Here is a 25,078-nt window from a genome sequence, read left to right on the forward strand (position 1 = left end):
CCGGCGGGGGGTGCGGCCTGGACCAGCACAGCAAGGTCGCGGCCCGAGCCCCCGAGCCGTGGAACTCGCACACGGTGGCAGGCGGCCTGGTTCGGCTGGGCCTCACTCACCGCACGGGGAAGCCGAAGGAGTAACCCTGCTGCTTCAGCCAGGGCAGCACCTCGCGCAGTGCGGCCAGGGTCTGGGAGCGGTCCCCGCCGGCGTCGTGGAAGAGGACGGTCGGCCCGTTGGAGATCTCGTTCTTGACCGTGGCGACCATGGTGTCCGCGCCGGGGAGTTCGAAGTCCTTGGTATCGACGTTCCAGCCCAGCGGCCGCATCCCCCGGGACGCGGCGAGCTGCCGGCTGTACGGGGTGAACGCGCCGCCCGGGGCGCGGTAGTACTGCGGCCGGACGCCTCCGGACGCCTTGGTGATCATGCGCTCGGCGTCCAGGATCTGTTGCGACTGGTACGCCTCCGACTGCGTGTCCATGGCGGTGTCGTGCGAGACCGTGTGGTCGCACAGCCGGTGCCCGGCCGCCACGACGTCCTTGACCAGGTCCGGGTGGGCCTGGGCCTGGGTGCCCACCATGCAGAACGTGGCCTTCACTCCATTGTCCTTCAGCACTCGCAGCACCTGCGGCGTCCAGACCGGGTCAGGCCCGTCGTCGATGGTGATGTTGACGCCCCGGTCGCCGCGGTCCGAGGCGTGCGCGATGTCCGTCGCCACCTTGGCCACGGTCCCGCCCTGGCGGGCTGCCGGCGCCGAGGCCGGCGCTCCGGCGGGGTCCGCCTGTGCGGTCCACACCGAGGTGGCAGCGGCCAACGCCGTCACTCCGAGCCCCGCCGCGAGAAGCCGGCCGTACCCTCCCCTTCCCTTGTGCCTTGCCATGTCGCCCGCCCCTTTGCCGCCTGCGCCGATGCCGTGCCGTGCGCCCATGAACCCATACGAACGCCCGCGCAAGGCAGTCCTGTTACGGACCGCGGACGAACCCGCAGGGGGTCGGCGACAAACGCAGGAGTTCCGCGACAGGCCCAGGGGCTGTCCGTGGGGCACGGCGCCACCCGTCCCGGCTCGGCCGACGGCGCGCGCACGCTCACCCCTGCGTACGGGAAAGAGCCCGTCAGCAGGCTGACGGGCTCTCACGAAAGCTCGGGACTCAATCCGACATCAGGTCAGGTCAGATCGTCGGTGTCTCGTCGACGATCTCCTTGTGCGGCTCGACGACGAACTTCCAGCCGTCGCTCGGCTCCAGGAACCGCACTCGGGTCGGATAGATGTCCAGGGCACGGCGGTCGCGGTTCTGGTTGTTCGTGTTCTTCCGACCCCGGGCCGGCTCCTCGTAAAGGTCGACCTTGACGTCCGGCACCGCGGCGACTTCCTCGCTCCAGCGCTGAACGACCCCTGCGCCGAACGCGTCCCGCGCGGCGGAGTAGAGCGACTCCAGGGATTCCTTGTTCCCGCTGGGCACGAAAAGGGCGAGGTTCAGGAGGACGCCGGCACTCTGAAGCACCTCGATCTCCTCCCCCGCCTTGTCGGCGATCCAGATCCCGCTCTCTTCGGCGTTGTCCGGCAGGACGTGAATTTCCTCACCGAAGACCGTCCTGGCGACGAAGGACCCTCCCTCGAAATTCTTACCCGGCTCCGCGAGGAAAGCCGGGGCGTAGCAGTCGAGAGGAAGACCATCCATCCCTGCCGAGACGAAGATGCCGTCCTGGAGACCCAAGCCTGAAACCTCTTCGGCCGTAAGACGTCGAGCCGTTACCTTCTCGGTATTCACGCCATTCCCCTTTAATCGTGGCGTCCTGTGAATTCATCAAGACTCTACCACGAAAAGGGGGGCCCACTTCCCGTTCCACATACTTTCGCACCCGTGATGGGACCGGCCGAGGAGCCGAGCAATTCATCGGGGAGAGCGGCGGCCGTCTCACCCCGCCTACCGGCGTAACGCAGCGCTTGCTTGCAGCACTTGAGGAGAAGACGGAGCCCCAGAAAGGGGAAGCCTTCTCGCGTCGGTCGCCAGGAATTTCGAAGCGAGGAATCCGAAAAGGCGGGAGGTGCTGGAGTGAAGTACACATTCGCGCAGCCTGCTTCCACATCGATACGGAACAGTGGGCTACGCACGCACGCCGAATTGGATACGCCGCTGAAACGAGACGGGAGGCATTTCCGTTCGCCCGAGGCACGACCGGCGCCCGGGAAGCGCCGATTTCAGTTCTGACCGGTCGCGCGAAACTTATGGAACTCACCCGCCCGCGTCCTCGCCGCCTCCGGATCCACTCGTCACCGAATGGGCGGAGATACCTCTCCGGCGGACTGTCGATCGGCACAGGTCCCGCAGGGCATGAAGGGCGAGGAATTCGTCACGTACGGACTAGACGAGCAACGGAAGAATGTCCAGGAGGCGGTGCCGCGATCGAATTCGGGCAGCGCGCCTACGGGGCACTGCGGCCGAATCGCGTCGTATCCAGCGTCCGTCCTCGGCCGTCCGTCGTCGGACGTGCGTCCCCGGCCGTCCGTCCTCGGCCGTCGTCGGACGTGCGGATTCAAGCGCGGCGGCCGAGGGCCGGCGGCTGGGGCGCGGGGCGTGGCCGACGGCGGGCGGGGTGAACCGCACGCCGTCGGCCCGGTGGTGGCGGCTGTACGTCAGCCCTGGTTCAGCGGGAGTGCGATGTCGACGACCTGGCGTCCCACCGGGAACGAGCCCAGGAGTTCGGCCCCGCCGTCGAGGACGTTCACCTGGTAGAGCCGCTGCCTGCCGCCGTTGGACAGGGCCGCGTACCCGCGGTTGGAGCCGTCGGACGCCCGGTAGTAGATGTCGAAGCCGGCGGACCGGCCCGCGTCCAGGCCCAGGTTGCCCGTCGGCGCGAGGGTGCCGGAGTTCGCCGGGGACTGGAGCGACACGCGGTCGTTGACCGTGTCGATGTCGAACAGCGTGGTGGCCGTCGTCGCGTCGAGGTCGTTGTTGGTGTAGGCGGCGCCGGTGACGCCGAGCGCGGTCGACGGCGGCATGGTCGGGTTGGTGAGCGTGCCGTCGACGGTCGTGGTGCGCGGAGCGGCCGGATCGTCGATGTTGTGGCGGAGGTTCTGCCCGGTGTCGCTGATGACGCGCAGCCGGTTGGCGGCGGGGTTGAAGTCGACGCCGAAGTGCGCGCCGGTGAGCGCGACGGAGAGCTGCGACACCTTGGCGGCCTCGGCGTCGCTGTTCAGGGTGTAGACACCGCCCCTGTCACCGACGCCGTACAACTTGCCGTTCTGGACGCGGAAGTCGATCCCGACGAGCTTGCTGTCGCCCTTCAGGCCGGTGATCCGGCCGAACGACCAGCTGTCGCCGGGACGCCCGACGTAGAAGCCGACCAGACGCTGGGCCGAGGTCAGCCCGACACCGGTCAGTCCGCTGCCTGCCGCACGGTCGCGCGGCGAGAACGGGCCGGGATCGCCGGCGTCGGCCGTCGCGAAGGCAGGAGCGATCAGGGACGCGGCGACCACCGCGACAGCGATGGCCGCGACACGAGTACGCACGAGGGAACTCCGATCGGTCAATGGCACGCCTCCCCGGAGGAGGCGGGTCCGCAGGTGCTTCGACACCGCCCCCGCGGCGGACGGGTCCCACCGGCGGAACCTCCCGGGACGGCCCACATAAGTCGTACCGACACACCCGCAACGCCCCGGTGCACCCGCCCATCGGCCCGTGGCACTTCGGCGGACCGCGTCACGGCGGTGAGGCCCCGCGCCGTCGCGCCGTCTCGAGGAGTTCCGGCAGATCCTTCAGTCGGTCGAGGCCCTTGACCGCGCGGGCCGTTCGGTGGTTGGCGGACAGCAGGGTGCGGTGGCGGTCCATGAAGGCCCAGTAGCCGGTGGTGTAGGGGCAGGCGTGGCCGCCGGTGCGGTCGGTGGGGCGGTAGGCGCACGGGCCGCACAGGTCGCTCATCCTGTGGATGTACGCACCGCCGGAGGTGTACGGCTTGGTGGTCATCAGGCCGCCGTCGGCGTACTGCGACATCCCGACGACGTTGGGGAGCATCACCCAGTCGTAGCCGTCGACGAAGCAGCGGTGGAACCAGTCGGTGACCGCGGCCGGGTCCCAGCCGTCCTGGAGGGCGCGGCTGCCGAGCACCATGAGCCGGGGGATGTGGTGGGTCCAGCCGGTGTCCCGTACCTGGGCGAGCACCGTGGACAGGCAGTTGGCCGTGACCGCGTCGGCGTCCAGGTCGAGGAACCAGTCGGGCAGCGGGGTGGTGTGACGCAGGGCGTTGCTGGTGCGGTAGTCCTCGCCGAAGTGCCAGTACAGCTGCCGGACGTACTCGCGCCAGCCGGCGATCTGCCGTACGAATCCCTCGACGCTGTTGAGCGGCGCGTCACCGGCGCGCCACGCCTGCTCGGCGCGCTCGACGCATTCGGCCGGGTCGAGGAGCCCGAGGTTGAGCGGTACGGAGAGCAGGCTGTGGCTCATCACCGGGTCGGCCGCGAGCATGGCGTCCTCGTAGCGGCCGAAGTCCGGCAGCCGGTGGGTGGTGAAGTGGCGGAGCGCCGACAGAGCCTCGCGCCGGGTGACCGGGAACCTCCGTGGGCCGTCCCTCCCGACGAAGGAGACGTCGCCGTCGCGCTCCCAGCGGTCGAGGTCGCGGCGGACCTCCTCGTCGATGGAGTCCTCGCGCGGCTGCCAGGGCCCTCGGACGTCGAGCGTGTCGTGGCCACGGGGCGGCGGTTCGCGGTTGTCGTGGTCGAGGTTCCACGTGCCGCCCGCCGGCTCGTCACCGTCCATCAGCAGGTCGTGGCGTCCGCGTACCCAGCGGTAGAAGCCCTCCATACGGAGGCTCCGTCCGCCGCTGTGGCCGGCCCACGCCTCGAAGTCGTCACGCGGGACGAGGAAGCCCTTCGCGGGCAGGACCTCCACTCCGTCGAGCCCGTTCACGAACGCGAGAGCCGGACGGGACGTGGGGTGGCAGACGGTCAGCCGGGCGTCCGCACCGGACCGCTCCGCGCGGCCGGCGTCCTCGGCACCTGCGCCGCCGGGGCGGCGGGACGCCCGGAGCCCGACGGCCCGTTCCAGCCCTTCGGCGTACGTCTCCGCCCGGACATAGGTGACCCGGTCGCCGAGTTCGGCGGCCCGGTGCCGCATCGCCGACAGCACGAGGTGCGCCTTGGCGCGGTGGAATCGGCGCCGGCGGAGCACCGAGCGCGCCTCGATCATGACCACCGGCGCCTTCGCGTCGGGGCCACCGTGGCGGGGGTCGAGGAAGTGCGGGCCGAGCTGGTCCCCGAAGATCCAGTGGGGGCGTGGCGCCATGGGGTCCGCCTCTCACGGCCGGGATTCCCGTCGCGCGGTCACGACGCCGACATGACGCGGGACCGTGGCTCGGGCGGGGGCGAAGGTGCGGGAGTAGGTGTGGGCGAATGTGTGGGCGAAGGCTGCCGGTGAGGTGGCCGGTTCGCCGGCCGTTGACGCCCTCGCCCGACCTCACCGCCCGGCCGATGCTGCCAGCCCGCACCGGCCCCGGTCCCGCCGACACTCCGGCCGGCCGCTCTCCGCGTGCACCCGGCGCGGGGAGCCGCGGCAGCGGCGACCGGTGCCTCCGGTCGCGCGGAGACGGCCGGGTCCGGGAGGAGACCTTGACCACATCGGGCCGGGGACGGGGATGCCGGAGCGCCGGTCGCATGTTGGCGACGGGTGGACCTGCCCCCACCCCAGAACAGGACTTGCCGTGACTGACGAGAACGCCGCCCGTGCAGCAGATGCCCTCTCGCGCCCGTTCGCCGTACGCGGACTGACCTCGCGGAACCGGATCGCCATGGCCCCCATGACCCGACAGTTCTCGCCGAACGGTGTCCCCGGCCAGGACGTGGCGGACTACTACGCGCGGCGGGCCGCCGGAGGCGTGGGGCTGATCATCACCGAGGGCACGTACGTCGACCACGCCTCGGCCGGCACCAGCGACCGGGTTCCGCGTTTCCACGGCGACGACGCCTTCGCGGGCTGGGCCGGTGTCGCGGACTCCGTGCACCGGGCCGGCGGTGCGATCATCCCGCAGCTGTGGCACGTGGGAGTCACCCGCACCGAGGGCGCCCCGCCGGTGGCCGACGCCGAGCCGGTCGGCCCCTCCGGCGTGACCCTGACCGGCGAGCCCAAGGGCCGCGCCATGACGCAGCAGGACCTCGACGACGTCATCGCCGCGTTCGCCGACGCCGCCGCCGCGGCCGAGCGACTGGGCTTCGACGGAATCGAACTGCACGGAGCACACGGATACCTGCTCGACCAGTTCCTGTGGGCGGGCAGCAACCGGCGCACGGACGCCTACGGCGGCGACATCGTCGCGCGTACCCGCTTCGCCGCCGAGATCGTGGCGGCCTGCCGTGCGGCCGTGTCGGACGCCTTCCCGATCTTCTTCCGCATGTCCCAGTGGAAGATGGACGCCTACGAGGCGAAGCTCGCGCAGACGCCCGAGGAGCTGGACACCCTCCTGACACCGCTGGCCGAGGCCGGGGTGGACGTCTTCCACGCGTCCACCCGCCGCTACTGGCTGCCGGAGTTCGACGACTCCGACCTGAACCTCGCCGGCTGGGTGAAGAAGATCAGCGGCAGGCCGACGGTCACGGTCGGCTCGGTCGGCCTGGACGGCGACTTCTTCAACGCCTTCCAGGGCAACGGCTCCTCGGTCACCGGCATCGATCAGCTGCTGGACCGGATGGAGCGGGACGAGTTCGACATGGTCGCCATCGGCCGCGCGCTGATCGCCGACCCCGAGTGGGCGGCGAAGACCCTGCGTGGGCGCACCGAGGACATCACGCCGTTCGGCGCGGAGATGCTGAAGACCCTGCGCTGACGGGCCTGAGCGAAGGCGGACGGGGGCGGGCACGGCGAGGGGTACATCCGCCGTGCCCGCCCCGCGTCTCCGGACGGGCCGACGCACCGACGGATACCGGCACCTCGGCCCCCGACGACCGCGGGGAACCGTCGGGACGAAGGACTCGACGGCCGGCACCGGTCCCGCCCGGTCCCGGAGCCCGTGCCCACACCCGTAAATACGCTGCGCCCCCGTCGGGCAGGGCGTACGGTTGTCGGGTCCTGTCGTCTCCGATAGAGGTGGACGTTGCGCATCTGAGGTCCGCGAACATCGCGCGGTACGGCCCCTGCCGTAACCCGTCACGCCCGCGTCAGCTTTCCTGCCGCCCGTGACCCCGCGTGGATGCGACCTCGGTGCATGAGGTGCGTGAGTCGTCCCCGGTACGTCCGGAGGACCGCACCCTTCCTGATCCCGGCCGGTCGCCGCGTGTTGCTCGCATACGAATCCCCTGTTCACATGCCTGCGACTGCGAGGACCACATGTCCCAGCCCACCGCGCCCGCCGCGTCCCTCAGCTGCTCCGCCCTGTCCTTCCGGCTGCCGGACGGCACCGAGGTGTTCGACGGGCTCTCCCTCTCCGTCGGCAGGGGCCGCACCGGCCTCGTCGGCGTCAACGGCTCCGGCAAGTCCACCCTGCTGCGGTTGCTGGCAGGGCGGCTTCGGCCCACCGCCGGCTCCGTGACGGTCGGCGGGCACCTGGCCTACCTGCCGCAGAACCTCACCCTCGACACCGGGCTGAGCGTCGAATCCGCCCTCGGGATCACCGAGCGGCGCACGGCTCTGCGCGCGATCGAGGCAGGTGACGTCGCGGAGCGGCACTTCGAGACGGTCGGCGACGACTGGGACGTCGAGGAGCGCGCCCTGGCGACCCTCGGGTCGCTCGGCCTCGGCGGGATCGGCCTCGACCGCACCGTCGGACAGCTGTCCGGCGGCGAGACGGTGCTGCTCCGACTGGCCGCGCTGCTGATGGAACGCCCCGACGTCCTGCTGCTCGACGAGCCGACGAACAACCTCGACGTGTTCGCGCGCCGCCGGCTGTACGAGGCCGTCGACTCCTGGCGCTCCGGCGTGCTCGTCGTCGTCAGCCACGACCGTGACCTGCTGGAACGGGTCGACCGCATCGCGGACCTGCACGCCGGTTCGGTGGACCTGTACGGAGGCGGCTGGTCCGCCTACCAGGAGGCACTGGCCACGCGGCAGGAGGCGGCCGGCCGGATGGTGCGGGCCGCCGAGTCCGACGTACGCCGTCAGAAACGCGAGCTGGAGGAGGCACGGACCAAGATCGCCAGGCGTGGGCGGCACAACAGGAAGATGGACGAGCAGCGGCGCGCGCCGAAGATCGTCGCCGGTGCGCACAAGAGGTCGTCCCAGGAGTCGGCGGGCAAGCTCCGCGGCCTGCACGAGGGCCGGCTCCAGGAGGCACGGGAGCGGCTCGACACGGCTTCGGAGGCGGTCCGCGACGACGCCGAGATCCGGGTGCGGCTCCCCCGTACGGCCGTGCCCGCCGGCCGTACGGTCCTGACCCTGCGAGGGCTGCGTCCCCGTTTCGGCAGCCTGCGCGACGGCGAACTCCACGTCCAGGGACCGGAACGCATCGCGCTCGTCGGGCGCAACGGCTCCGGCAAGACGACCTTGCTGCGCACCCTCACCGGGGAGCTCGCGCCGTTGTCCGGTGAGGCCAGGGCCTTCGTCCCGCTGCGTTTCCTGCCGCAGCGGCTCGACGTGCTGGACGACGGGCTGGGCGTCGCGGCCAACGTGGCCCGCATGGCGCCCGGGATCGCCGACAACGACATCCGGGCACAGCTGGCGCGCTTCCTGTTCAGGGGGGCACGTGCCGAGCAGCCGGCGGGCACCCTGTCGGGCGGCGAGCGCTTCCGCGCCGCGCTCGCCGCGGTGCTGCTCGCCGCACCCGCGCCGCAGCTGCTGATGCTGGACGAGCCGACCAACAACCTCGATCTGGCGAGCGTGCGGCAGCTGACGAGCGCGCTCGACGCCTACGAGGGGGCGCTCCTGATCGCCGGACACGACCTGGCGTTCCTGGAGTCGGCCGGCATCACCCGGTGGCTGCACGTGGGTGAGCGGCTGACGGAGCTGGACCCGGGCGAGGTGCGCGAGCTGTTCGAGCCACCCGACGCGATCGGGTGAGCGGTGGTGTACTGGAAGGTGCGGGCGCGCTCCCGGCCCGCGCCTCCAGGTACACCCGGCTACCGATCCGGACCACGCCATGCACCGAACCCACGGACTCCGCAGAGCTTCCCGGGCCGTCGCGGGCGCGGCCGTCGTCGTGCTGGCGGCGGGCGGCGCGGCCGTCGCGGCCGGGCCCGCCCCGCCGGTCGCGGCATCGCCCGCGAGCACGGCCGCGGGGCCACCGGCCGACCGGACGGACCCGCGCACGGAGACCGCCGAGCTCACCGTCCCCGAGATCGGCGTGACGGACCTGCGCGTCGTCCCGTACGAGGGCACGACGGACGACGCGCCGGGGACCCGGATCCAGGACCGGGGCGTGGCCGCCAGTCCGTACGGCGAGGACGGCGGCGTCGGGCCGGGCGAGGTCGGGAACTACCTCGTGACGGCCCACCGGCTCTCCGCCGGCGGCCCGCTCCACGACCTGCCGTCGCTGGGGAAGGGCGCCAAGGTCCTCGTCACGGAGGGCGGCACGGTGTACGAGTACCGGATCACCGGGAGCAGGCTGACGTCCTTCCGCTCCGAGCGCTCGCTCGCGGAGCAGCGTGCACCGGTTCCCGGCGAACCGGGCGAGAAGCCGGCCCGGGCGATGATCACCCTCTCCACCTGCGCGACTCCGGAGGACGACGCGGCCGGCAACTTCTGGCGCGACGCGCAGCACAATCCGGAGCACCGCATCGACAGGATCGGCGTCCTGGTGTCCGCACGGCCCTCATGATCCGCCGGGCATGTCGGTCGGCAGCTCCAGCCAACGCGACGTGCCCGGGTCGATGACGTACGAACCGCCGTCCAGGCGCACGCGGACTCCCGGCCGCTCCGAGTCCGGCACGGCGATCCGCAGACGCTCGGCGCGCAGCCGCAGGTCGACGTCCCAGTGCCGGCGGAAGCGCAGCCGCATCCGGAACTTCGACAGCTGCGGCAGTGTGGCGGGCGCGAGCCACAGGGCGTCGTCACGGGTCTCCAGACCCGTCATCCCGCGCTGTACGAAGTCGAGCGTGCCGGCCATCGCCCCCAGGTGGATGCCCTCCTCGGTCGTACCGCCCTGGATGTCGGCGACGTCGCCGATCAGCGCCTCCTCGCAGTACGCCCACGCGTCGTCGCGGTCGACTCTGGCCAGCACCCAGGCGTGGACGAGGGAGCTGAGGGTGGAGCCGTGGCTGGTGCGGCTCGCGTAGTAGTGGACGTTCGCCCGCCATGTCTCGTCGTCGAGCCGGTGGCCGAGCCGCCGGAACAGCGCGGTGAGTTCCCTGGGCGAGAAGAGGTAGCCGAGCATCAGCACGTCCGCCTGCTTCGACGCCTGGTAGCCGTTGACGCTGTCGCCCTCCGCCTCCAGGATCCGGTCCAGGCGCCGGATGTCGCCGTAACGGGCCCGGTACCCCTCCCAGTCCAGCTCGGCCAGGTCTCCGTACCCGTGGAACTGGCTGATGACGCCGCGGTGGTGGGGCACGTACAGCCGGCGGGAGACGTCCTCCCAGCGGTCCAGTTCGGCGGGGTCGAGCTGGATCAGGTCCAGGAGCTGCCCGCGCCGGGTGTCGGGCAGGTCGCGGCAGAGTTCACCGGCCCGTGCCAGCACCCAGGACGCCGTCACGTTCGTGTACGTGTTGTCGTCCAGCCCCGCCGACTCCGCCCCCGGGTAGGCGTCGTGGTACTCGTCGGGTCCGACGACCCCCCGGATCCGGTACCGCCCGAACGAGTCGTCCCACTGGGCACTGTCCGCCCAGAAGCGGGCGATCTGCATCATCATCTCGGCGCCCTTGGAGTAGAGGTACTCCGTGTCGCCGGTCGCCTGGCAGTACTGCCACACGTTGTAGGCCACGGCCGACCCGACGTGGTGCTGAAGCCGCGAACGGTCGTCCAGCCACCGCCCCGAGCGCGGGTTGAGGTGGACCTCCTGGGTCTCCTCGCGCCCTTCGTCGGCACTCTGCCACGGGTACATCGCCCCGCTCCTGCCCACGGCGGCCGCCGCGGCGCAGGCCGCGGGCAGCCTGCGGTGCCGGTAGTCCAGGAGCCCCCGCGAGACCTCCGGCAGGTGCAGGTTGAGGAACGGCAGGACGAACAGCTCGTCCCAGAAGACGTGCCCCCGGTAGGCCTCTCCGTGCAGCCCCCTGGCCGGCACCCCGACGTCCAGCTCGGCGGTGTGCGGCGAGAGGGTCTGCAGCACGTGGAAGAGGTGCAGCCGGAGGATGCGCCCGGGCTCCCCCGGTACCTCCAGCTTGGCCTGCTGCCACAGATCGGCCCAGGCGCGGCGGTGGGAGGCCCGCAGCCCGGCGTACGCCGGCGCGTCGCCCACCGCCGCCACCGCGGCGCGCAACGGGCTGCCGATCGCCGGGTCGCGGGAGGTGTAGAGGGCGACCGTCTTGTCGACCACCGCGTCGGAGCCCGGTGCCAGCGGGAGCCGCAGCACCTGGTGGACGGCCCGCGGCTGCCGCACCGGTTCCGCCCGGTGTTCGCCGTTCCGCTCAGGACCGCAGGAGGCCAGGGTGCGGGCGGCCAGCGCGATACCGATGTCCGACTCCACCGTCCGGCAGCGCAGCCACACCATGGCGTCCGCCTCCGTGCCCGTCTCCCAACCCGCGAGGTGGCGGTCGGCCAGGTCCCGGTAGCGCGCGACACCGCTGTTGCGGATGTCGCCGTCGATCCCCGCCTCCACCTCGAGCTCGCCCGACCAGCCCTCGGCGCCGAAGCGGGTGTGCAGCGCGGCGAGATGGGGGTCGCCCATGTGCACGAGGCGTTCCTGTTCCACCGTCAGCCGACGGCCGTCCCCGTCCTCGTAGACCGACCGGCGGATCAGCGTCCCGCCGCGCAGGTCGAGCGACTGCCCGTGCTCGACGAGATACGCGTGGTCCGGGGTCAGCCAGGGCCCGTGGCGGTCGCCCTCGGGGTGGATGCGGTAGCGCAGCGGCAGCCAGTTGGGGAGGTTGACCAGGTCCTCGTTCTCGACCTGGCGGCCCTGGACGGACGAGGTGAGCCGGTTGTAGCAGCCGGCCGCGTAGGTACCCGGGTAGTGGGACGGGCCGGCCGGGGTCTCCGGCGCGGCGCCACGGGTGGCGAAGTAACCGTTGCCGAGGGTGCACAGGGCTTCGCGCAGGCGCTCCTCCTCCGGGTCGTACCCCTCGTACGCCCAGGTCCAGCCACGCGCCATCAGTCCTCCCCGGTGATCAGCAGGTCCCCCGGATCGGAGACGACGAGGTCCGCGCCGTGCCGCCGCAGATCGGAGGCACCCTGCGGGGTGTCCGTCCGGTCCACGCCGACGACCAGCCCGAAGCCGCCCCGTCGGGCCGCCTCCACACCGGCCAGCGCGTCCTCCAGGACGGCGGTGTCCCCCGCCGGGACGCCGAGCCGGCGGGCGGCCTCCGTGAACAGGGCGGGATCCGGCTTCCCGGGCAGTGCCAGACGGTGCGCCTCGTTGCCGTCGACCACCGTCCTGAACAGGTCCAGCAGACCGGCCCCGGCCAGCAGTTCGGTCGCGTGGCGGGAGGCGGACGCGGCCGCGCACGGCACCCCGGCGTCGTTCAGCACGTGCAGGAGCCTGACCGTCCCCGGCCAGACCTCGACCGGGTGGTCACGCAGGTTCTCCGTGAACACCTCGTCCTTGCGAGCGGCGACGGACCACACCGTCCCCGTACCCGGGGGGTCGTCGGGGCTGCCCTCGGGAAGGCCCAGCCCCCTGGACGTGAGGAAGGCGGCGGCACCGTCCTTGCGCGCCCGTCCGTCGACGTGACGCCGGTACTCCTCCTCCTCGTCGAAGGGCGCCTGCCCCTCGTGGGACGCCAGGCATTCGTCGAACGCCTTCTTCCAGGCCGCGGCGTGTGCCGGAGCGGAGTCGGTGATCACGCCGTCCGTGTCGAAGACCACCGCGTGCACGGAGAGCAGGACCGCGGCCGGTGAGGGTGCGCGTGCCATGACCGGGTGTCCCTTCGTCGGGGCCGTCCCCTGTTCCATAGCACCAGGTTCCGACCGGGCACGCCTACTCGCACACCGGGTAAAAGGCCAGAAAAGTTTCGATTTACCCTTTGCGGGATTACGGTACATACATGGCCAGAACCGAGCGTCAGACCGGCCGACAGGCGGAGTACGTGTGTCCGGCCTGCAAGCAGTCCGTCGAGACCGTGCTGGAACGGCACAAGACCCTCGGGATCTTCGTCCCGCACTGGGGTCCGGGCCCGTGCCACAACCCTGAGTGCCACAGACACGTACCGGAGTCGGAGAACGCCGCCGGAGAAGTCCGGGGCTCGCGCGGCTCGCACGCCGTCGGTCGCTGAGACGGCTCGTCGGCGCCGGGGCCAACTCACCTGATTCCAGGAGCGTTCAGGCGTTCAGGCGTTCAGGCGTTCAGGCGTTCAGGCGTTCAGGCGTTCAGGCGTTCAGGCGTTCAGGCGGAGACGCTGACCCGGGAAGATCAGGTGCGGTCCCTGGTCCAGGAGTTCGCGGTTCATCTCGTAGAGCGCGGGCCAGCCACCGGAGACGTCCGCACGCTCGGCGATCACCGAGAGGGAGTCCCCCGACTCGACGACGTACGTCTCCGCGTCGGTCAGGTCCTCGGCGTGGGCCTTCGCACCGGTGTCGCCGCCGGACGGAGAAGAAGGCGAGGACGGAGACGCGGACGACGATCCGGCGGAGCCGTGGTTCGCGCTGTCGTCCGTGGTTCCGGACGCGCTGTCGCCACCGCGGCCGTCGGTGCTGCCCGAGGAGTTGGACGAGGAGTTGGACGAACCGCTGCTCGAACTGCCGCTCGACTGCCGCTGCGGGGCGGCCTGCGCGTTGTCACTCCGGTCCGATCCACCCGACGACGAGCTCGACGCCTTGTTCGCACCGAGCCGTCCGCAGGTGGGCCAGGCGGACATTCCCTGCGAGCGCGCGACGCGTTCGCCGACGGCGATCTGCTCGGACCGGGTCGCGAGGTCGGCACGCGGTGCGTACTGCCCGCCGCCGTAGGCCCGCCAGGTGGAAGGGGCGAACTGGAGCCCGCCGTGGTAGCCGTTGCCGGTGTTGGTGTGCCAGCGGCCGCTGCTCTCGCACTGGGCGACGCGGTCCCAGTCCGTACCGGCCGCGATCGCCGTCACGGTCGGTGCGAGCACCGCCCGGGCGGCGGCCTGCGCCGGGAGTGCCTGGGCCTTCGCCTGGGCGGGGGCCTGAGCGGGGGCGGCTGACGCACTACGGCCGGAGAGGCCCAGCACGCTCAGGAGGACCAGCAGAAGGGCGAGCACCGATTCGACGGGTCGCTTGACGAGGGGTGATGCCGGCATGACGGTAGTCCTCCGCTGTGCTCCGGAAGGTGTGCAAGGGCACGAACAGATAAGCCGCCGATATGCTTTTTATCTTGGTCCGACGCGTCGGACGTCGGCACATTCACTCGGGTGGAGGGCCTCCCATGGCACTGTTCGGCAACGCTCACACCGTCGATCCGGAATCCGCGCAGCGCGACTACGCGCGGCTCCTCGGGCAGGGCGAGCAGGTGCACGCCGCCTTTCTGCTGATCCGCGACACGATCCTCTTCACCGACCGCCGGCTCGTCCTCATCGACAAGCAGGGGATCACCGGCAAGAAGGTGGAGTACCACTCCGTCCCGTACCGGAGCATCACGCACTTCTCGGTGGAGACCGCCGGGACGTTCGACCTCGACGCCGAACTGAAGATCTGGCTCTCCGGCGGCGCCACCCCGATCCAGAAGACCTTCACCAAGGGCGTCGACATCTACGAGGTGCAGGCGATACTCACCCAGTTCGTCGCCCGCTGAGGACCGTACTCGCGGCCGCGCGCACGGCTACGGCTTGCGGAGCCTGGCCATCTCCGCCCGGATAGCGGGCAGTCGGGCGTACAGCGCCTCGCCGGGGCAGTCCGTCCGGTAGGTGTCACGGTGCCCGGACACGGCGTGGAGGTAGACCTCCTCACCACGGTCGTACAGGCTGTCGTCGTTCGTCGAGACCATCCGCACGTGGCCCTGGGGATCGACGCTCCGGCTCAGCTTCCACGCGCCCACCCTGGCGATCCCCTCGATGAGCGCCTTCGGCACCGGCACCCCCGGGCCGAAGGTGCCCAGGGCCGCGATGCCGACACTGTGCGCGTTGAACCCGGTGGCGTGGGCACCGCGTACGGAACGGCCGACGCCGCCCGCCCTGCCCTCGTATATGTTCCCGCAGCGGTCGACGACGAAGTTGTAGCCGATGTCGTCCCAGCCCTCGCCTCTGACGTGCGCCCGCTCCATCGCCCGGAGCATCTCGGGGGCGTCGGCGCAGTCGTATCCGTTGGGGTGGCCGGTGTGATGGACGAAGACCGCCTTCACCGAGCCGGTGTACACCGCGTGCTCCTTCACCAGGCTCTCGTCCGCGTGCCATTGCGCACGGCTGATGATCGCGGGGCGCGGCGCCCCTGCCGGTGCGGCCGGCCTCGCGGTGGCCGGTACCGGCGCGGCGAACCGCACCGGCGCGTCCCTGAGCACCAGGAAGGCCAGCGGGACGACCATGGCGCCCACGGCTGCTCGGCGAAGCCACATAGGCCCACCATGCGCGCTGACCAGCCACTTCGCAGGAATGCGCAGCCAATCGGGTGACGCGGTGGCCGGGCCCGCCAGGGCGGCGCGGGACGGTCAGGAGACCGCGACCGCGCGGCTCTCCTCGATGATGCGCTCGGCCCGGTGCGGGGAGATGTCGAGCCTGGCCAGGACGCCCGGGACCGTGTTGTTCGGAAGGATCAGTTCGAGCAGCGCGGAGATCTCGTTCACCAGGTCGGGCGGCTCGGCCATCGACTCGGTCACCAGCTGGACGCCGGTCCACGCGCCGACGAGGAGCCGGGACGTGGCGACGGGGTCCACGTGCGGAAGGAGTTCGCCGCGCTCCTTCGCCTCGGTGAGCATCTCCACGCCTAGGGCGATCCAGTCGGGCCAGCGGGTGCCGAAGAGGCTGCGGGCGCGAGGGTCGACGGACAACCGGATCGACGCGCTGAGCATGGGCTCCCTCGGCAGCCGGTAGGCGAGCAGCAGGGCGGTGTCCACCCACTCCTGGAGCTTGAACGTCTGCGGGGTGACCCCGTCCGAGGTGACGGCCTCCTCCAGGACGCCGCGGGCCAGCTCTTCCTTCGACGTGAAGTGGAAGTAGAGCGCGCCACGGGTCAGGCCGGCCCGGTCGAGGATCGAGGCGATCGTGGCAGCGTCGTAGCCGTGCTCGTCGAAGACCTCGGCGGCCGCTTCGAGGAAGATTCTGCGGGTGCGGATCGCCCGTTGCTGTCGTGCCAACTCGCGCTCCCCTTGACCGTGGCCTGACGACTGTACAAAAAATACCGGTGGACCGGTATCATATCAGCGCTGGAACGCCAATTTTGCGCCATGTACCGGGGGTTTCGGTGCCCGAGATATCTGTTGTCCCGCCGCACACGCCACGCACCAAAACCGAAGGTCGGCGCCGGGTCACGAAGGAGTCCGTCCACCTCGTCCGCGAGGACAAGGTCCTCCTCACCGGCTGGCGGCGCCTCAAGGATGGCGAGTTCTCGCTCACCGCGAGATGGCCGACGCCCCCGGTCGGGCTTCCTTACGACCCCCGGGTGCTGACCCAGACCATCCGGCAGAGCGGTCTGGCCGTCGCGCACGCGGCGTACGGTGTACCGCTCACCCACCAGACCCTGCTGCACCACTTCGACTTCACCGTGGTCCCGGATTTCCGCGTCACCCCGCAGGGCTCCTCTCCACTCGGGGTCGAGATAACCGTCTTCGAACCCAAGAAGAGGGGACGGAGCGTCAGTTCACTCGGCATGGATTTCCGCGTACTCCTGGGTGGCACCCTGGTGGCCCGCGCGGACTCCGAGTTCGGCTGGATATCCCCGGCCGCCTACCGCCGGCTGCGCGGGGAGCACCTCACCGACGACTGGAACACGTGGCCGCTGCCCCTGCCGGTCGACCCGCACACCGTCGGACGGGCCACCGGCCGGGAGGTGGTCCTGGCGCCCGGCGACGACCGCCATCGCTGGCGGTTGCGCAACGACGTCGAGAACGACCTGCTGTACGACCACCCGGTCGACCACGTCCCGGGGCTCGTACTCATGGAGGCGGCCGGCCAGGCCGCGCACGCCGCGCTGCACCCCCGGGCGTTCGAACCGACCACGGTGACGAACGCGTTCGACCTTTACGCCGAGTTCGACCGCCCCTGCTGGATCGACGTCGAGGTCGTACCGTCGGCCGCCCCCGGGGAGATCTCGGTGCTGGTCACCGCGACCCAGTCCGGGCAGTCGGTCTTCCGGGGCCGGCTGAGCGGTCCCTGCGACTGACGGCCGCAGGGCGCGCCTCACTGGTTGACGAAGCCGCCGTCCACCGGCATGACCGTGCCCGTGAGGAAGGGGCAGCGGTCGCTGAGCATCCACGCCACCGCGTTGGCTATCTCCTCGGGATCCGCCGTACGACCCTGCGGCGTACGGCTGTTGACCATCTCCTCCAGGCCCGGGTTGCGTCCGAACCAGTCGGCGGTGATCTCGCTGCGGACGGTGCCCGGAGCAACGGCGTTGACCCTGATGCCCTGTTGGGCGTACTCGTCCGCCGCCGCCCGGGTGAGGCCGACGACCGCGTGCTTGGCGGCTATGTAGGGTGCGGCGGCCGGGATGGCCACGAGTCCGCCGACGCTGCTGTTGTTCACGATGGAACACCCGCCGGCGCTCGGCAGCATGGCCGCTATCTCGGCGCGCAGGCAGTTCCAGACGCCGCGGACGTTGGTGTCCATGACCGCGTCGTACACGTCGTCGCCCATGAGGTGCAGGGGAGTCCGGTCTCCGCCGAGACCCGCGTTGTTGAACGCCGAGTCCAGCCGCCCGTACGTGCCGACGGCGAAGTCGACGGCACGGGCGGCGTCGTCGGCCACCGTGACATCACAGACGACGTAGGACGCTTGGGCACCCTTGTCCTTCAACTCCGCCACGAGTGAGGCCAGTCGGTCCTCCCGGCGGGCGGCCAGGACGACGGTCGCACCCTCCTGTGAGAACACGCGGGCCGCCGCCGCACCGATTCCGCTGCTCGCCCCGGTGATCAGGACGACTCTGCCGTTGAGTAGATCGCTCATGCGCGCAGTCTGGCAGGCCCGAAGGGCCTCGGCCATGGTCGCGCCGACCCCCGGGACGGCCCCACCCGGAGCACTCAAAAACAAACCGTTTGTGCTGTTTTGGGCCGCTTTGCCCATCACTCGGTTCTGGATGCGACCGGCCGGCGCCCGGCGGCCCGTGAGGATCTGCCGGCCCGCGGGACGACGGGCGAGCTGGTCCCGTCGCCCTGAGGGCCGTCCGCACCGCCCCGCACGCCCTCTAGGGTGGCCCAATGCCCTCCCTGACCTCGCGCGCCCCGGAACCGGCCGACGCCGGGGCACCGCTCACCGCCCCGCCCCGGCCGGGGCGCGACCCGTACTTCGACAACGCGAAGTACCTGGCCATCGTCCTCGTCGCGATGGGGCACTCCTGGGAACCCCTGCCCGGCAGCGGACGCCTGGTCGAGACGCTCTACACCTTCGTCTACACCTTTCACATGCCGGTCTTCATCCTGATCGCCGGGTACTTCTCGCGCGGCTTCGATCTGCGCCCCGACCGGGTGTGGAAGCTGGTCACCGGTCTCGTGGTGCCCTACGCCGTGTTCGAGATCGCGTACACCCTCTTCGAGCGCCTCACCGGGACGCCCGACTTCCCGCTGAGCCCGATGACCCCGTACTGGCTGCTGTGGTTCCTGCCCGCGCTGTTCCTGTGGCGGCTCACCACGCCGTTCTGGCAGACGGTCCGGTGGCCCGTGGCGGTCTCCCTGGTCGTCGCGGCCATGGGCGCGGTGACCAGCAACATCGGCGGTGACCTGCAGCTCCAGCGAATCCTGCAGTTCCTGCCGTTCTACGTCCTGGGCCTCCGGCTGCGCCCCGCCCACTTCGACTTCGTACGCCGTCGCGCCGTGCGCTTCGCGTCCGTTCCCGTCTGCCTCGTCGCGCTGGCCGCCGCGTACTGGGCGGTGCCGCGCACGACGACCTCGTGGTTCTTCCGCAGGTACGGCGCAGAGCAGCTCGGCGAGCCCGCCTGGACGGGCGCCGTGGTGACCCTGCTCCTGTTCGGCTGCGCGGTGGTGCTCAGCGCCTGCTTCCTCGCCTGGGTACCGAACCGGCGGCTGTGGATGACGGCCCTCGGCGCGGGCACGCTGTACGGCTACCTGCTGCACGGCTTCGTGGTCAAGGGCGCGATCAAGCTGCACGTATTCGACGCGGCCGTGGTCTCCACCCCGGCCGGCCGCGTCCTGGTGTCCGTCGTCGCCGCCGCCGTGGTCACGCTCCTGTGCACCCCGCCCGTCCGGCGCGTCCTGCGGTACGTCGTGGAGCCCCGGCTGGACTGGGCCAGGAAGCCGGAGCCCGCGTCCTGACCGCTCCGGCCGGCGGCCCGGACGCACCGCACCCCCGGCCCGGAGCGGGCGCGGGGGTGCGGATGGACCGGTGTCCGGCGGAGGTCAGGCCTCGCCGGGCGTTCCGAGCAGGGCGGACGCGTTCTCCAGCGGGGTGAGGGGCGCCGCGGGTGCGGGCACCTCCGCCGGACGGCAGGTGAAGCCGAGGCGCGTCAGCGCCCTGGTCACCTCGGCCGCGCTGAAGTCGCGCCGGTCCTGCCGGGTGATGATCTCGCCGACCTGCTTGACGGGGTAGACGCGGCGGCTGATGACCACCGCGTCACCGGTGACGGGCTCGGGCTTGACGCCCTTCATCGAGTCCTCGACCTCGTTCTTGAACAGATCGAAGGGGAAGCGGGCGATGACACAGCGCATGGTGCCTCAACAGGGTCGAAGAGAAAGCCGGAATGGGTCGGCCGGGGCGACCGGCCAGAGGTTACGCGGCCTTGCCGGCCCGGCGCTGGGCCGCTGCGGCGCGCGCCTGCGGCGTCGGCGTGTTGGCGTTGGAACGGCGTCCCTGGCCGGGGCGCGCGCCACGTCGGCTCCGGGGACCGGAACCGCCGCCCTTGCCGCGCTCGGTGATCGGCGCGGTGATCGTGACGGGGACGCCCGAGGGCGCCTGGGCTCCGGTGATACGGCTGAGCTCCGCCTCGCCCGAGCGGACCTGGGCGACCTGCGGGGTGATCCCGGCGTCGGCCATCAGCCGGGTCATCTCGCGGCGCTGGTTGGGCAGCACCAGCGTGACGACACTGCCCGACTCCCCGGCGCGTGCGGTACGGCCGCCGCGGTGCAGGTAGTCCTTGTGGTCGCTCGGCGGGTCGACGTTCACGACGAGGTCGAGGTTGTCGACGTGGATCCCGCGGGCGGCGACGTTCGTGGCGACCAGCACCGTGACGTGACCGGTCTTGAACCGGTCCAGGGTGCGGGTGCGCTGCGGCTGGGACTTGCCGCCGTGCAGCGCTGCCGCCCGCACACCGCTGCTCAGCAGGTGGTCGGTGAGCTTGTCCACGGCGTGCTTGGTGTCGAGGAACATGATCACCCGGCCCTCGCGGGCCGCGATCTCGGTGGTCGTGGCGTACTTGTCGGAGCCCTGGACGTAGAGCACGTGGTGCTCCATCGTCGTCACCGCACCGGCCGCTGGGTCGACCGAGTGGACGACCGGGTCGTTCAGGTAGCGGCGGACCAGCAGGTCGACGTTGCGGTCCAGGGTGGCCGAGAACAGCATCCGCTGGCCGTCCGGGCCGACCTGGTCGAGCAGCTCGGTGACCTGCGGCATGAAGCCCATGTCGGCCATCTGGTCGGCCTCGTCGAGGACCGTGATGGCGACCCGGTCGAGCTTGCAGTCGCCGCGCTCGATGAGGTCCTTGAGCCGGCCCGGGGTGGCGACCACGACTTCGGCGCCGCCGCGCAGGGCGCTGGCCTGGCGGCCGATCGACATGCCGCCCACGACCGTGGCGAGCCGGAGCCTGAGGGACCGGGCGTACGGCGTCAGCGCGTCGGTGACCTGCTGGGCCAGCTCGCGGGTGGGTACGAGCACCAGGGCCAGCGGACGGCGGGCGTCGGCGCGGTTGCCGGCGGTCCGGGCGAGCAGGGCCAGACCGAAGGCGAGCGTCTTGCCCGACCCCGTACGGCCGCGGCCCAGGACGTCACGTCCGGCGAGCGAGTTCGGCAGGGTGGCCGCCTGGATGGGGAACGGCACGGACACGCCCTCGGCGGCCAGCGACGCCAGGAGGGGCTCGGGCATGTCCAGGTCGGCGAAGGCCTCGGCGGCCGGAAGTGCCGGGGTGACCGTCACCGGCAGGGCGAACTCACCCGTGACGGCGGAGGAGCGGCGGCCGTAGCCGCCGGAGCGCTTCGGACCACCGGAGCGGCCCTGCGAACCCGGGGCGCCGGGCCTGCCGGATCCCGCAGAGCGGAATCCGTTGGCCGTACGGCTGCCACCGGAGGATCCGCCTGAGCGGGTCCGGGAGAATCGGTCGTTCGTGCGAGCTGTGCGATCGCGGTTCAATGGAGAACCTTTCCCTCGAATGGCACGTATCGAGGGATTCTTTCCGGGCGGCTGCAGCCATGTACGGCGCCAAGAATCGCAAGAACGAGCCGGTGAAATATCGATGAACGGAGTACGTCCGCCGGGTGAACCAGCTGGATTCGGCACTCCATATGACTGCAGATAACTGCTGTGCCATGACCTGCGCACACCCGGAATTACCCCATCGGTGTGACGGCTGCGGCAGCTGAGGTGCCACGTGCCGGGAAAAACACAACGAGCTGGGGCCCGCACCCCAAGGTGCGGGCCCCAGCTGCGCCGTTCGCCTGAGCGATCAGGCGGGGGTGATGTTCTCCGCCTGCGGGCCCTTCTGGCCCTGCGTGACGTCGAAGTTCACCTTCTGGCCTTCCTGCAGCTCACGGAAGCCGGTGGCGGCGATGTTCGAGTAGTGGGCGAAGACGTCAGCGCCGCCACCCTCCTGCTCGATGAAGCCGAAACCCTTTTCAGCGTTGAACCACTTCACGGTGCCAGTAGCCATGTCATATCTCCTTCGGGGCGTTGCCCGTGGACCCACACTGTGCGAGTCCTACGTCGCCGCAAATGATTGCCCCGTCCGGAAGAAACCGGAAATACAAAAGTGCGCCCACCGGAGTGATAACGGCGAGAGCACTTGAAGTTTTGGGAACCACAACTGCAACTGAGATCAACAGTAGCACGATTCGGGCACGGGCGAGCTGTAGGCCATATCACTGCCACGTCACTCAGCCGTGCACGACATAAACTCTCACAGGTCATTACGCGTATTTCTGTGCCCACGGAAACAGATATGCGCCCGCCGCCGGTCAGGAATCGGCTTCGCCGCGGCCGGCCGCGGGCTGCCGCAGCGCGTCGTTGAGGCGCAGGGCCTCTTCGAGCTGGTCCTCGAGGATGACGATGCGGCACGCGGCGTCGATCGGCGTGCCGCTGTCCACCAGCTCGCGAGCGCGTGCCGCGATGCGCAGTTGGTAGCGCGAGTAGCGGCGGTGGCCGCCCTCGGAACGGAGCGGGGTGATGAGGCGGGCCTCACCGATGGCCCGGAGGAAACCCGGTGTCGCACCGATCATCTCCGCGGCTCGCCCCATCGTGTAAGCGGGGTAGTCGTCGTCGTCGAGACGATCCGTGGCTGACGGGGATTCCGGGGATTCCGGGGGCATCTGCACCTCTACTGCTCGGCACCGGCCACCGATATGGCCTGGCTGCACAAGAAAGCCTAGGCGTAGGGGTAGGTCATGTCTATTGCCACCGGAGCAGGTTTCCGGCGGTCCGGGCGTCGCCCGCGGACCGCCGGGCACGGCGCGGCGCCCACGCCAGCACCGCCCGATACCCTCCGGCGGGCCAACAGCGCTGACCGACCGGTCAGTTGTCGGCAGACCTTCGAACGGTCATACTGCACGGGTAGCCCTTCACGCATCCCCCGTCGTGAAGGGCTACTTCACGTGCGGCCCCATCGCGCAGGACCCCGGTCGTACTCCCGCCCGGCACCGCGCGCAAGGGCGGGGAGCCACATCTCACGGACGGCCCGGCGGCCCCGATTGCGGACCCGGGCCCGAGCCGGTTACGTGGACAGGGGGCCGCGCAGTGACGCAACCGGGAGGCACGCGGATGCCCAGGAAAGCCACGAACTCCAAGGCCGGTCTGCTCCTCAGCCTCGGCGGCAGCGCGCTCGCCGTCATCCGCTCCGTCAAGCAGATCCGCAGGACCCGGGGCGAGCGGGACGGGCTGAACACCGTCGACGCCGTCGCGGGGCTGCTGCCCCTGGTCACGTCGGCACTGCTGGTCCTGCGGCGGCTGCGCGGACGCTCCCGGCAGCACGCCTGACACCGGCTGTTCCGGGCCCGTCCGGGCCGGTGCCGTGCCGCCCGGTATCCCATGCGCCGGTGCCGAACCGGTGTCCCATGTCACGTCCGGTGCCGCGTGTCCCAGGTCCCGTTCAGTACCCCCGGCTCCGTGAGACGAGCACCGCGATGTCGTCCTCCGCGCCGTCCGCGAAGCGGTCCACGATCTCCTGCAGCAGATCCTCCAGCCGTCCGCTCGGCGGCATGGTGAGCCGGCTGAGCCGCTGGATCGAGACCTCGATGTCCTCGCCCCTGCGTTCCACCAGGCCGTCGGTGTACATGAAGAGCACCGTCCCCGGAGCGCACGGCAGGACCGCCGTGCGGTACCCGCCCATGCCCGTGCCCAGCGGCGGCCCCACCGGCAGGCGCGCCACCCGGGCGCGGGTGGCTCCGGGGTCGATGAAGACCGGCGGCGGATGGCCCGCGCTGGCCACCTCGCAGACGCCTTCCCGCCGGTCGACGACCGCGACCAGGCAGGTGGCCGCCCGGTCGAGGCCGGACTGCTCCACCGCCTTGTCGAGGCGTTCGAGGATGCGGTGCGGCGGCTGGTCGTCGTCGGCCATGATGCGCAGCATCGAGCGGTAGTTGCTCATGGCCACGGCGGCTTCCACGCCATGGCCCATCACGTCGCCCATCACCTTGAGGTGCCGCCCGCCGCGCAGCGGAATGGCGTCGAACCAGTCGCCGCCCACCACCGCTCCGGCACCCGCGGGCAGGTAGAGGGAGGCGACCTCGATGCCCTTGTTCGGCCCCCGCGGCTCGGAGAGCAGGGAACGCTGCAGCTCCCGGGCGACGTGGTGCTCGTGCGAGTAGCGGTACGCGTGGTCCACGTCCACCGCCGCGCGGCCGGCGAGCGTGCGGGCCACGACGACGTCCAGCCCCTCGGTGAAGGGCGGCGAATCCCCTGACCGCAGCAGGGTGAGCGCCCCCAGCGGATGACCGCGCGCCGTGAGCGGTACGACGACGGCGGAGTGGAGCCCGATGGCTCGGTAGGCGGCGACCCGCTCGGGGACGGGCAGTGCCCGGCCGAGCCGCGCGTCGTCCGCGAAGTTCTCGATCACCGGCCGGTCGGTCGCCAGGCAGCGCGGCACCGCCGCACCCTCCTGGTAGTCGATGTCCGTGCCCGGCCCGCCGAACTGCTCTATGGAGTCTGCGAGTTCCGGGATGCTGGCAACCCCTGACCGTCGCAGCCGCAGCACTCCGGACGGCGGCTCGCGCCGTGGGTGCACGTCGTCCTCGGAGAACATCTCGACGACGGCGACATCGGCCATCACCGGCACCACGAACTCGGCGAGCTCCTGGCAGGTGGCCCCCATGTCGAGCGACGTACCGACACTGACGGCCGCCGTGTCCAGCAGCTTCAGATAGCTCTGAGCGCGCTCCAGCTCCTCACGCAGGTTCCGGGTGGCCGTGATCTCCTGCGCTATCCCCACGAGCCCCCGTACGCGGCCGTTCCGTTCGAGGCGGTGGCAGGCGACCCGCCAGTACCTGCGCCTCGCGACGGCGTCCGCCCAGGTCTGCCCACTGGTGGTGAACTCACGCGGCCGCCCGTCGGCCAGCACCTCGCCCATGACGTCGGTACGGCCTTCGACCTGAGGAAGGACCTCGGCGGGGGTCCTGCCGAGGTGGGCCGCGGCCGGTATGCCGTTGAGCCGCTCGAGTGCCCGGTTGACGTAGACGTAGCGCAGATCCGTGTCGAACACCGCGACCGCGGCCGGGCTGCTGCCGATGAATTCGTCCAGCGCTTCCACGTCGAATGTCGTCGGGTCGGCATGCTCATCGGCCTGCAACGGAGCCTCCAGACGGAACGGTGTCCGGCGGGTGGAGCGGG

General features: G+C 71.1%; 23 protein-coding genes. 8 read left to right on the forward strand and 15 right to left on the reverse strand.

Annotated features, from left to right (window positions below; all coding sequences use genetic code 11):
- Positions 1-106: 106 nt before the first annotated feature.
- The 4 genes from AB0I83_RS12305 to AB0I83_RS12320 all read right to left on the reverse strand — a co-directional run bounded on the left by AB0I83_RS12305 (position 107) and on the right by AB0I83_RS12320 (position 5,270).
- Positions 107-871 carry a polysaccharide deacetylase family protein gene (locus AB0I83_RS12305; protein WP_363304522.1) on the reverse strand — a complete coding sequence of 255 codons (765 nt, stop codon included), beginning with the start codon at positions 869-871 and terminating at the stop codon, positions 107-109.
- Positions 872-1,160: 289 nt separating this feature from the next.
- Entirely contained in the window at positions 1,161-1,760 is a 600-nt protein-coding gene (locus tag AB0I83_RS12310; protein WP_363304523.1) for a hypothetical protein, read from the reverse strand.
- A gap of 866 nt (positions 1,761-2,626) precedes the next feature.
- Positions 2,627-3,502 (reverse strand): DUF4394 domain-containing protein, encoded by an 876-nt coding sequence (locus tag AB0I83_RS12315; RefSeq protein WP_356535804.1) that lies wholly within the window; start codon positions 3,500-3,502, stop codon positions 2,627-2,629.
- A 190-nt stretch (positions 3,503-3,692) separates the two neighbouring features.
- Complete coding sequence (locus AB0I83_RS12320; protein ID WP_363304524.1) at positions 3,693-5,270, reverse strand: cryptochrome/photolyase family protein; 1,578 nt, start codon at positions 5,268-5,270, stop codon at positions 3,693-3,695.
- Between the two features lie 415 nt (positions 5,271-5,685).
- Here AB0I83_RS12320 and AB0I83_RS12325 point away from each other — a divergent pair, with 415 nt between their 5' ends.
- From AB0I83_RS12325 to AB0I83_RS12335, 3 genes are all read left to right on the forward strand, one after another.
- Positions 5,686-6,804 (forward strand): NADH:flavin oxidoreductase, encoded by a 1,119-nt coding sequence (locus AB0I83_RS12325; RefSeq protein WP_356535801.1) that lies wholly within the window; start codon positions 5,686-5,688, stop codon positions 6,802-6,804.
- A 500-nt stretch (positions 6,805-7,304) separates the two neighbouring features.
- Positions 7,305-8,969: an ATP-binding cassette domain-containing protein gene (locus AB0I83_RS12330; protein WP_363304525.1), complete on the forward strand. Its 1,665-nt coding sequence runs from the start codon at positions 7,305-7,307 to the stop codon at positions 8,967-8,969.
- 79 nt (positions 8,970-9,048) lie between these two features.
- Positions 9,049-9,726 carry a class E sortase gene (locus tag AB0I83_RS12335; protein ID WP_363304526.1) on the forward strand — a complete coding sequence of 226 codons (678 nt, stop codon included), beginning with the start codon at positions 9,049-9,051 and terminating at the stop codon, positions 9,724-9,726.
- Here AB0I83_RS12335 and AB0I83_RS12340 read toward each other — a convergent pair.
- Together AB0I83_RS12340 and AB0I83_RS12345 are read right to left on the reverse strand one after the other, a co-directional pair.
- Positions 9,721-12,150 (reverse strand): glycosyl hydrolase family 65 protein, encoded by a 2,430-nt coding sequence (locus AB0I83_RS12340; protein WP_363304527.1) that lies wholly within the window; start codon positions 12,148-12,150, stop codon positions 9,721-9,723. The two genes, AB0I83_RS12335 and AB0I83_RS12340, sit on opposite strands and share 6 nt — an antisense overlap.
- Positions 12,150-12,911, reverse strand: coding sequence for an HAD-IA family hydrolase (locus AB0I83_RS12345; protein ID WP_363304528.1), 762 nt, complete (start codon positions 12,909-12,911; stop codon positions 12,150-12,152). The genes AB0I83_RS12340 and AB0I83_RS12345 overlap by 1 nt, the downstream gene beginning before the upstream one ends.
- Positions 12,912-13,042: 131 nt before the next feature.
- On the opposite strand from AB0I83_RS12345, the gene AB0I83_RS12350 reads away from it, so the two are divergent.
- Positions 13,043-13,270 (forward strand): hypothetical protein, encoded by a 228-nt coding sequence (locus AB0I83_RS12350; protein ID WP_356535796.1) that lies wholly within the window; start codon positions 13,043-13,045, stop codon positions 13,268-13,270.
- Between the two features lie 102 nt (positions 13,271-13,372).
- On the opposite strand, the gene AB0I83_RS12355 is transcribed toward AB0I83_RS12350, so the two are convergent.
- Entirely contained in the window at positions 13,373-14,254 is an 882-nt protein-coding gene (locus tag AB0I83_RS12355; protein ID WP_363304529.1) for a transglycosylase family protein, read from the reverse strand.
- A gap of 125 nt (positions 14,255-14,379) precedes the next feature.
- Here AB0I83_RS12355 and AB0I83_RS12360 point away from each other — a divergent pair, with 125 nt between their 5' ends.
- The gene (locus AB0I83_RS12360) at positions 14,380-14,745 is read left to right on the forward strand and encodes a PH domain-containing protein (RefSeq protein WP_356535794.1); all 366 of its coding nucleotides are present in this window, start codon (positions 14,380-14,382) and stop codon (positions 14,743-14,745) included.
- A 27-nt stretch (positions 14,746-14,772) separates the two neighbouring features.
- On the opposite strand, the gene AB0I83_RS12365 is transcribed toward AB0I83_RS12360, so the two are convergent.
- Both AB0I83_RS12365 and AB0I83_RS12370 read right to left on the reverse strand, forming a co-directional pair.
- Positions 14,773-15,501, reverse strand: a complete 729-nt coding sequence (locus AB0I83_RS12365; protein WP_363304530.1) for a peptidoglycan recognition protein — start codon at positions 15,499-15,501, stop codon at positions 14,773-14,775.
- A gap of 93 nt (positions 15,502-15,594) precedes the next feature.
- The gene (locus AB0I83_RS12370) at positions 15,595-16,239 is read right to left on the reverse strand and encodes a ScbR family autoregulator-binding transcription factor (protein WP_363304531.1); all 645 of its coding nucleotides are present in this window, start codon (positions 16,237-16,239) and stop codon (positions 15,595-15,597) included.
- Positions 16,240-16,346: 107 nt separating this feature from the next.
- Here AB0I83_RS12370 and AB0I83_RS12375 point away from each other — a divergent pair, with 107 nt between their 5' ends.
- Positions 16,347-17,264: a ScbA/BarX family gamma-butyrolactone biosynthesis protein gene (locus tag AB0I83_RS12375; RefSeq protein WP_363304532.1), complete on the forward strand. Its 918-nt coding sequence runs from the start codon at positions 16,347-16,349 to the stop codon at positions 17,262-17,264.
- Positions 17,265-17,281: 17 nt separating this feature from the next.
- Here the strand turns inward: AB0I83_RS12375 and AB0I83_RS12380 are convergent, their stop codons facing one another.
- A complete protein-coding gene (locus AB0I83_RS12380; protein ID WP_363304533.1) occupies positions 17,282-18,046 on the reverse strand; it encodes an SDR family oxidoreductase in 765 nt (254 codons plus the stop codon).
- A gap of 251 nt (positions 18,047-18,297) precedes the next feature.
- Between AB0I83_RS12380 and AB0I83_RS12385 the strand changes: the two genes are divergently transcribed.
- On the forward strand, positions 18,298-19,368 hold the full coding sequence (locus tag AB0I83_RS12385) for an acyltransferase family protein (protein ID WP_363304534.1): 1,071 nt from the start codon (positions 18,298-18,300) through the stop codon (positions 19,366-19,368).
- An 84-nt stretch (positions 19,369-19,452) separates the two neighbouring features.
- Here AB0I83_RS12385 and AB0I83_RS12390 read toward each other — a convergent pair whose 3' ends face one another.
- The 4 genes from AB0I83_RS12390 to AB0I83_RS12405 form a co-directional block, all read right to left on the reverse strand.
- Positions 19,453-19,761, reverse strand: coding sequence for an SCO5918 family protein (locus tag AB0I83_RS12390; protein ID WP_356535788.1), 309 nt, complete (start codon positions 19,759-19,761; stop codon positions 19,453-19,455).
- Between the two features lie 61 nt (positions 19,762-19,822).
- The gene (locus AB0I83_RS12395; protein ID WP_363304535.1) at positions 19,823-21,394 is read right to left on the reverse strand and encodes a DEAD/DEAH box helicase; all 1,572 of its coding nucleotides are present in this window, start codon (positions 21,392-21,394) and stop codon (positions 19,823-19,825) included.
- Positions 21,395-21,707: 313 nt separating this feature from the next.
- Entirely contained in the window at positions 21,708-21,911 is a 204-nt protein-coding gene (locus AB0I83_RS12400; protein ID WP_356535786.1) for a cold-shock protein, read from the reverse strand.
- A 304-nt stretch (positions 21,912-22,215) separates the two neighbouring features.
- Entirely contained in the window at positions 22,216-22,566 is a 351-nt protein-coding gene (locus AB0I83_RS12405; protein WP_356535785.1) for a MerR family transcriptional regulator, read from the reverse strand.
- Between the two features lie 448 nt (positions 22,567-23,014).
- Between AB0I83_RS12405 and AB0I83_RS12410 the strand changes: the two genes are divergently transcribed.
- Positions 23,015-23,230: a hypothetical protein gene (locus AB0I83_RS12410; protein WP_356535784.1), complete on the forward strand. Its 216-nt coding sequence runs from the start codon at positions 23,015-23,017 to the stop codon at positions 23,228-23,230.
- Between the two features lie 112 nt (positions 23,231-23,342).
- On the opposite strand, the gene AB0I83_RS12415 is transcribed toward AB0I83_RS12410, so the two are convergent.
- A complete protein-coding gene (locus AB0I83_RS12415; protein WP_363304536.1) occupies positions 23,343-25,037 on the reverse strand; it encodes a SpoIIE family protein phosphatase in 1,695 nt (564 codons plus the stop codon).
- Between the last annotated feature and the right edge of the window lie 41 nt (positions 25,038-25,078).

This window comes from Streptomyces sp. NPDC049970 (assembly GCF_040660235.1).
In the GTDB taxonomy this organism is placed as follows: Bacteria; Actinomycetota; Actinomycetes; order Streptomycetales; family Streptomycetaceae; genus Streptomyces.

What these genes read in the sequence shown, in the direction of transcription:
- AB0I83_RS12410 (WP_356535784.1), top strand. Translation starts at nt 23,015, where the DNA reads ATGCCCAGGAAAGCCACGAACTCCAAGGCCGGTCTGCTCCTCAGCCTC.
- AB0I83_RS12360 (WP_356535794.1), top strand. Translation starts at nt 14,380, where the DNA reads ATGGCACTGTTCGGCAACGCTCACACCGTCGATCCGGAATCCGCGCAG.
- AB0I83_RS12385 (WP_363304534.1), top strand. Translation starts at nt 18,298, where the DNA reads ATGCCCTCCCTGACCTCGCGCGCCCCGGAACCGGCCGACGCCGGGGCA.
- AB0I83_RS12305 (WP_363304522.1), bottom strand. Translation starts at nt 871, where the DNA reads ATGGCAAGGCACAAGGGAAGGGGAGGGTACGGCCGGCTTCTCGCGGCG.
- AB0I83_RS12335 (WP_363304526.1), top strand. Translation starts at nt 9,049, where the DNA reads ATGCACCGAACCCACGGACTCCGCAGAGCTTCCCGGGCCGTCGCGGGC.
- AB0I83_RS12365 (WP_363304530.1), bottom strand. Translation starts at nt 15,501, where the DNA reads ATGTGGCTTCGCCGAGCAGCCGTGGGCGCCATGGTCGTCCCGCTGGCC.
- AB0I83_RS12405 (WP_356535785.1), bottom strand. Translation starts at nt 22,566, where the DNA reads ATGCCCCCGGAATCCCCGGAATCCCCGTCAGCCACGGATCGTCTCGAC.
- AB0I83_RS12340 (WP_363304527.1), bottom strand. Translation starts at nt 12,150, where the DNA reads ATGGCGCGTGGCTGGACCTGGGCGTACGAGGGGTACGACCCGGAGGAG.
- AB0I83_RS12320 (WP_363304524.1), bottom strand. Translation starts at nt 5,270, where the DNA reads ATGGCGCCACGCCCCCACTGGATCTTCGGGGACCAGCTCGGCCCGCAC.
- AB0I83_RS12400 (WP_356535786.1), bottom strand. Translation starts at nt 21,911, where the DNA reads ATGGCTACTGGCACCGTGAAGTGGTTCAACGCTGAAAAGGGTTTCGGC.
- AB0I83_RS12330 (WP_363304525.1), top strand. Translation starts at nt 7,305, where the DNA reads ATGTCCCAGCCCACCGCGCCCGCCGCGTCCCTCAGCTGCTCCGCCCTG.
- AB0I83_RS12350 (WP_356535796.1), top strand. Translation starts at nt 13,043, where the DNA reads ATGGCCAGAACCGAGCGTCAGACCGGCCGACAGGCGGAGTACGTGTGT.
- AB0I83_RS12345 (WP_363304528.1), bottom strand. Translation starts at nt 12,911, where the DNA reads ATGGCACGCGCACCCTCACCGGCCGCGGTCCTGCTCTCCGTGCACGCG.
- AB0I83_RS12355 (WP_363304529.1), bottom strand. Translation starts at nt 14,254, where the DNA reads ATGCCGGCATCACCCCTCGTCAAGCGACCCGTCGAATCGGTGCTCGCC.
- AB0I83_RS12390 (WP_356535788.1), bottom strand. Translation starts at nt 19,761, where the DNA reads ATGCGCTGTGTCATCGCCCGCTTCCCCTTCGATCTGTTCAAGAACGAG.
- AB0I83_RS12380 (WP_363304533.1), bottom strand. Translation starts at nt 18,046, where the DNA reads ATGAGCGATCTACTCAACGGCAGAGTCGTCCTGATCACCGGGGCGAGC.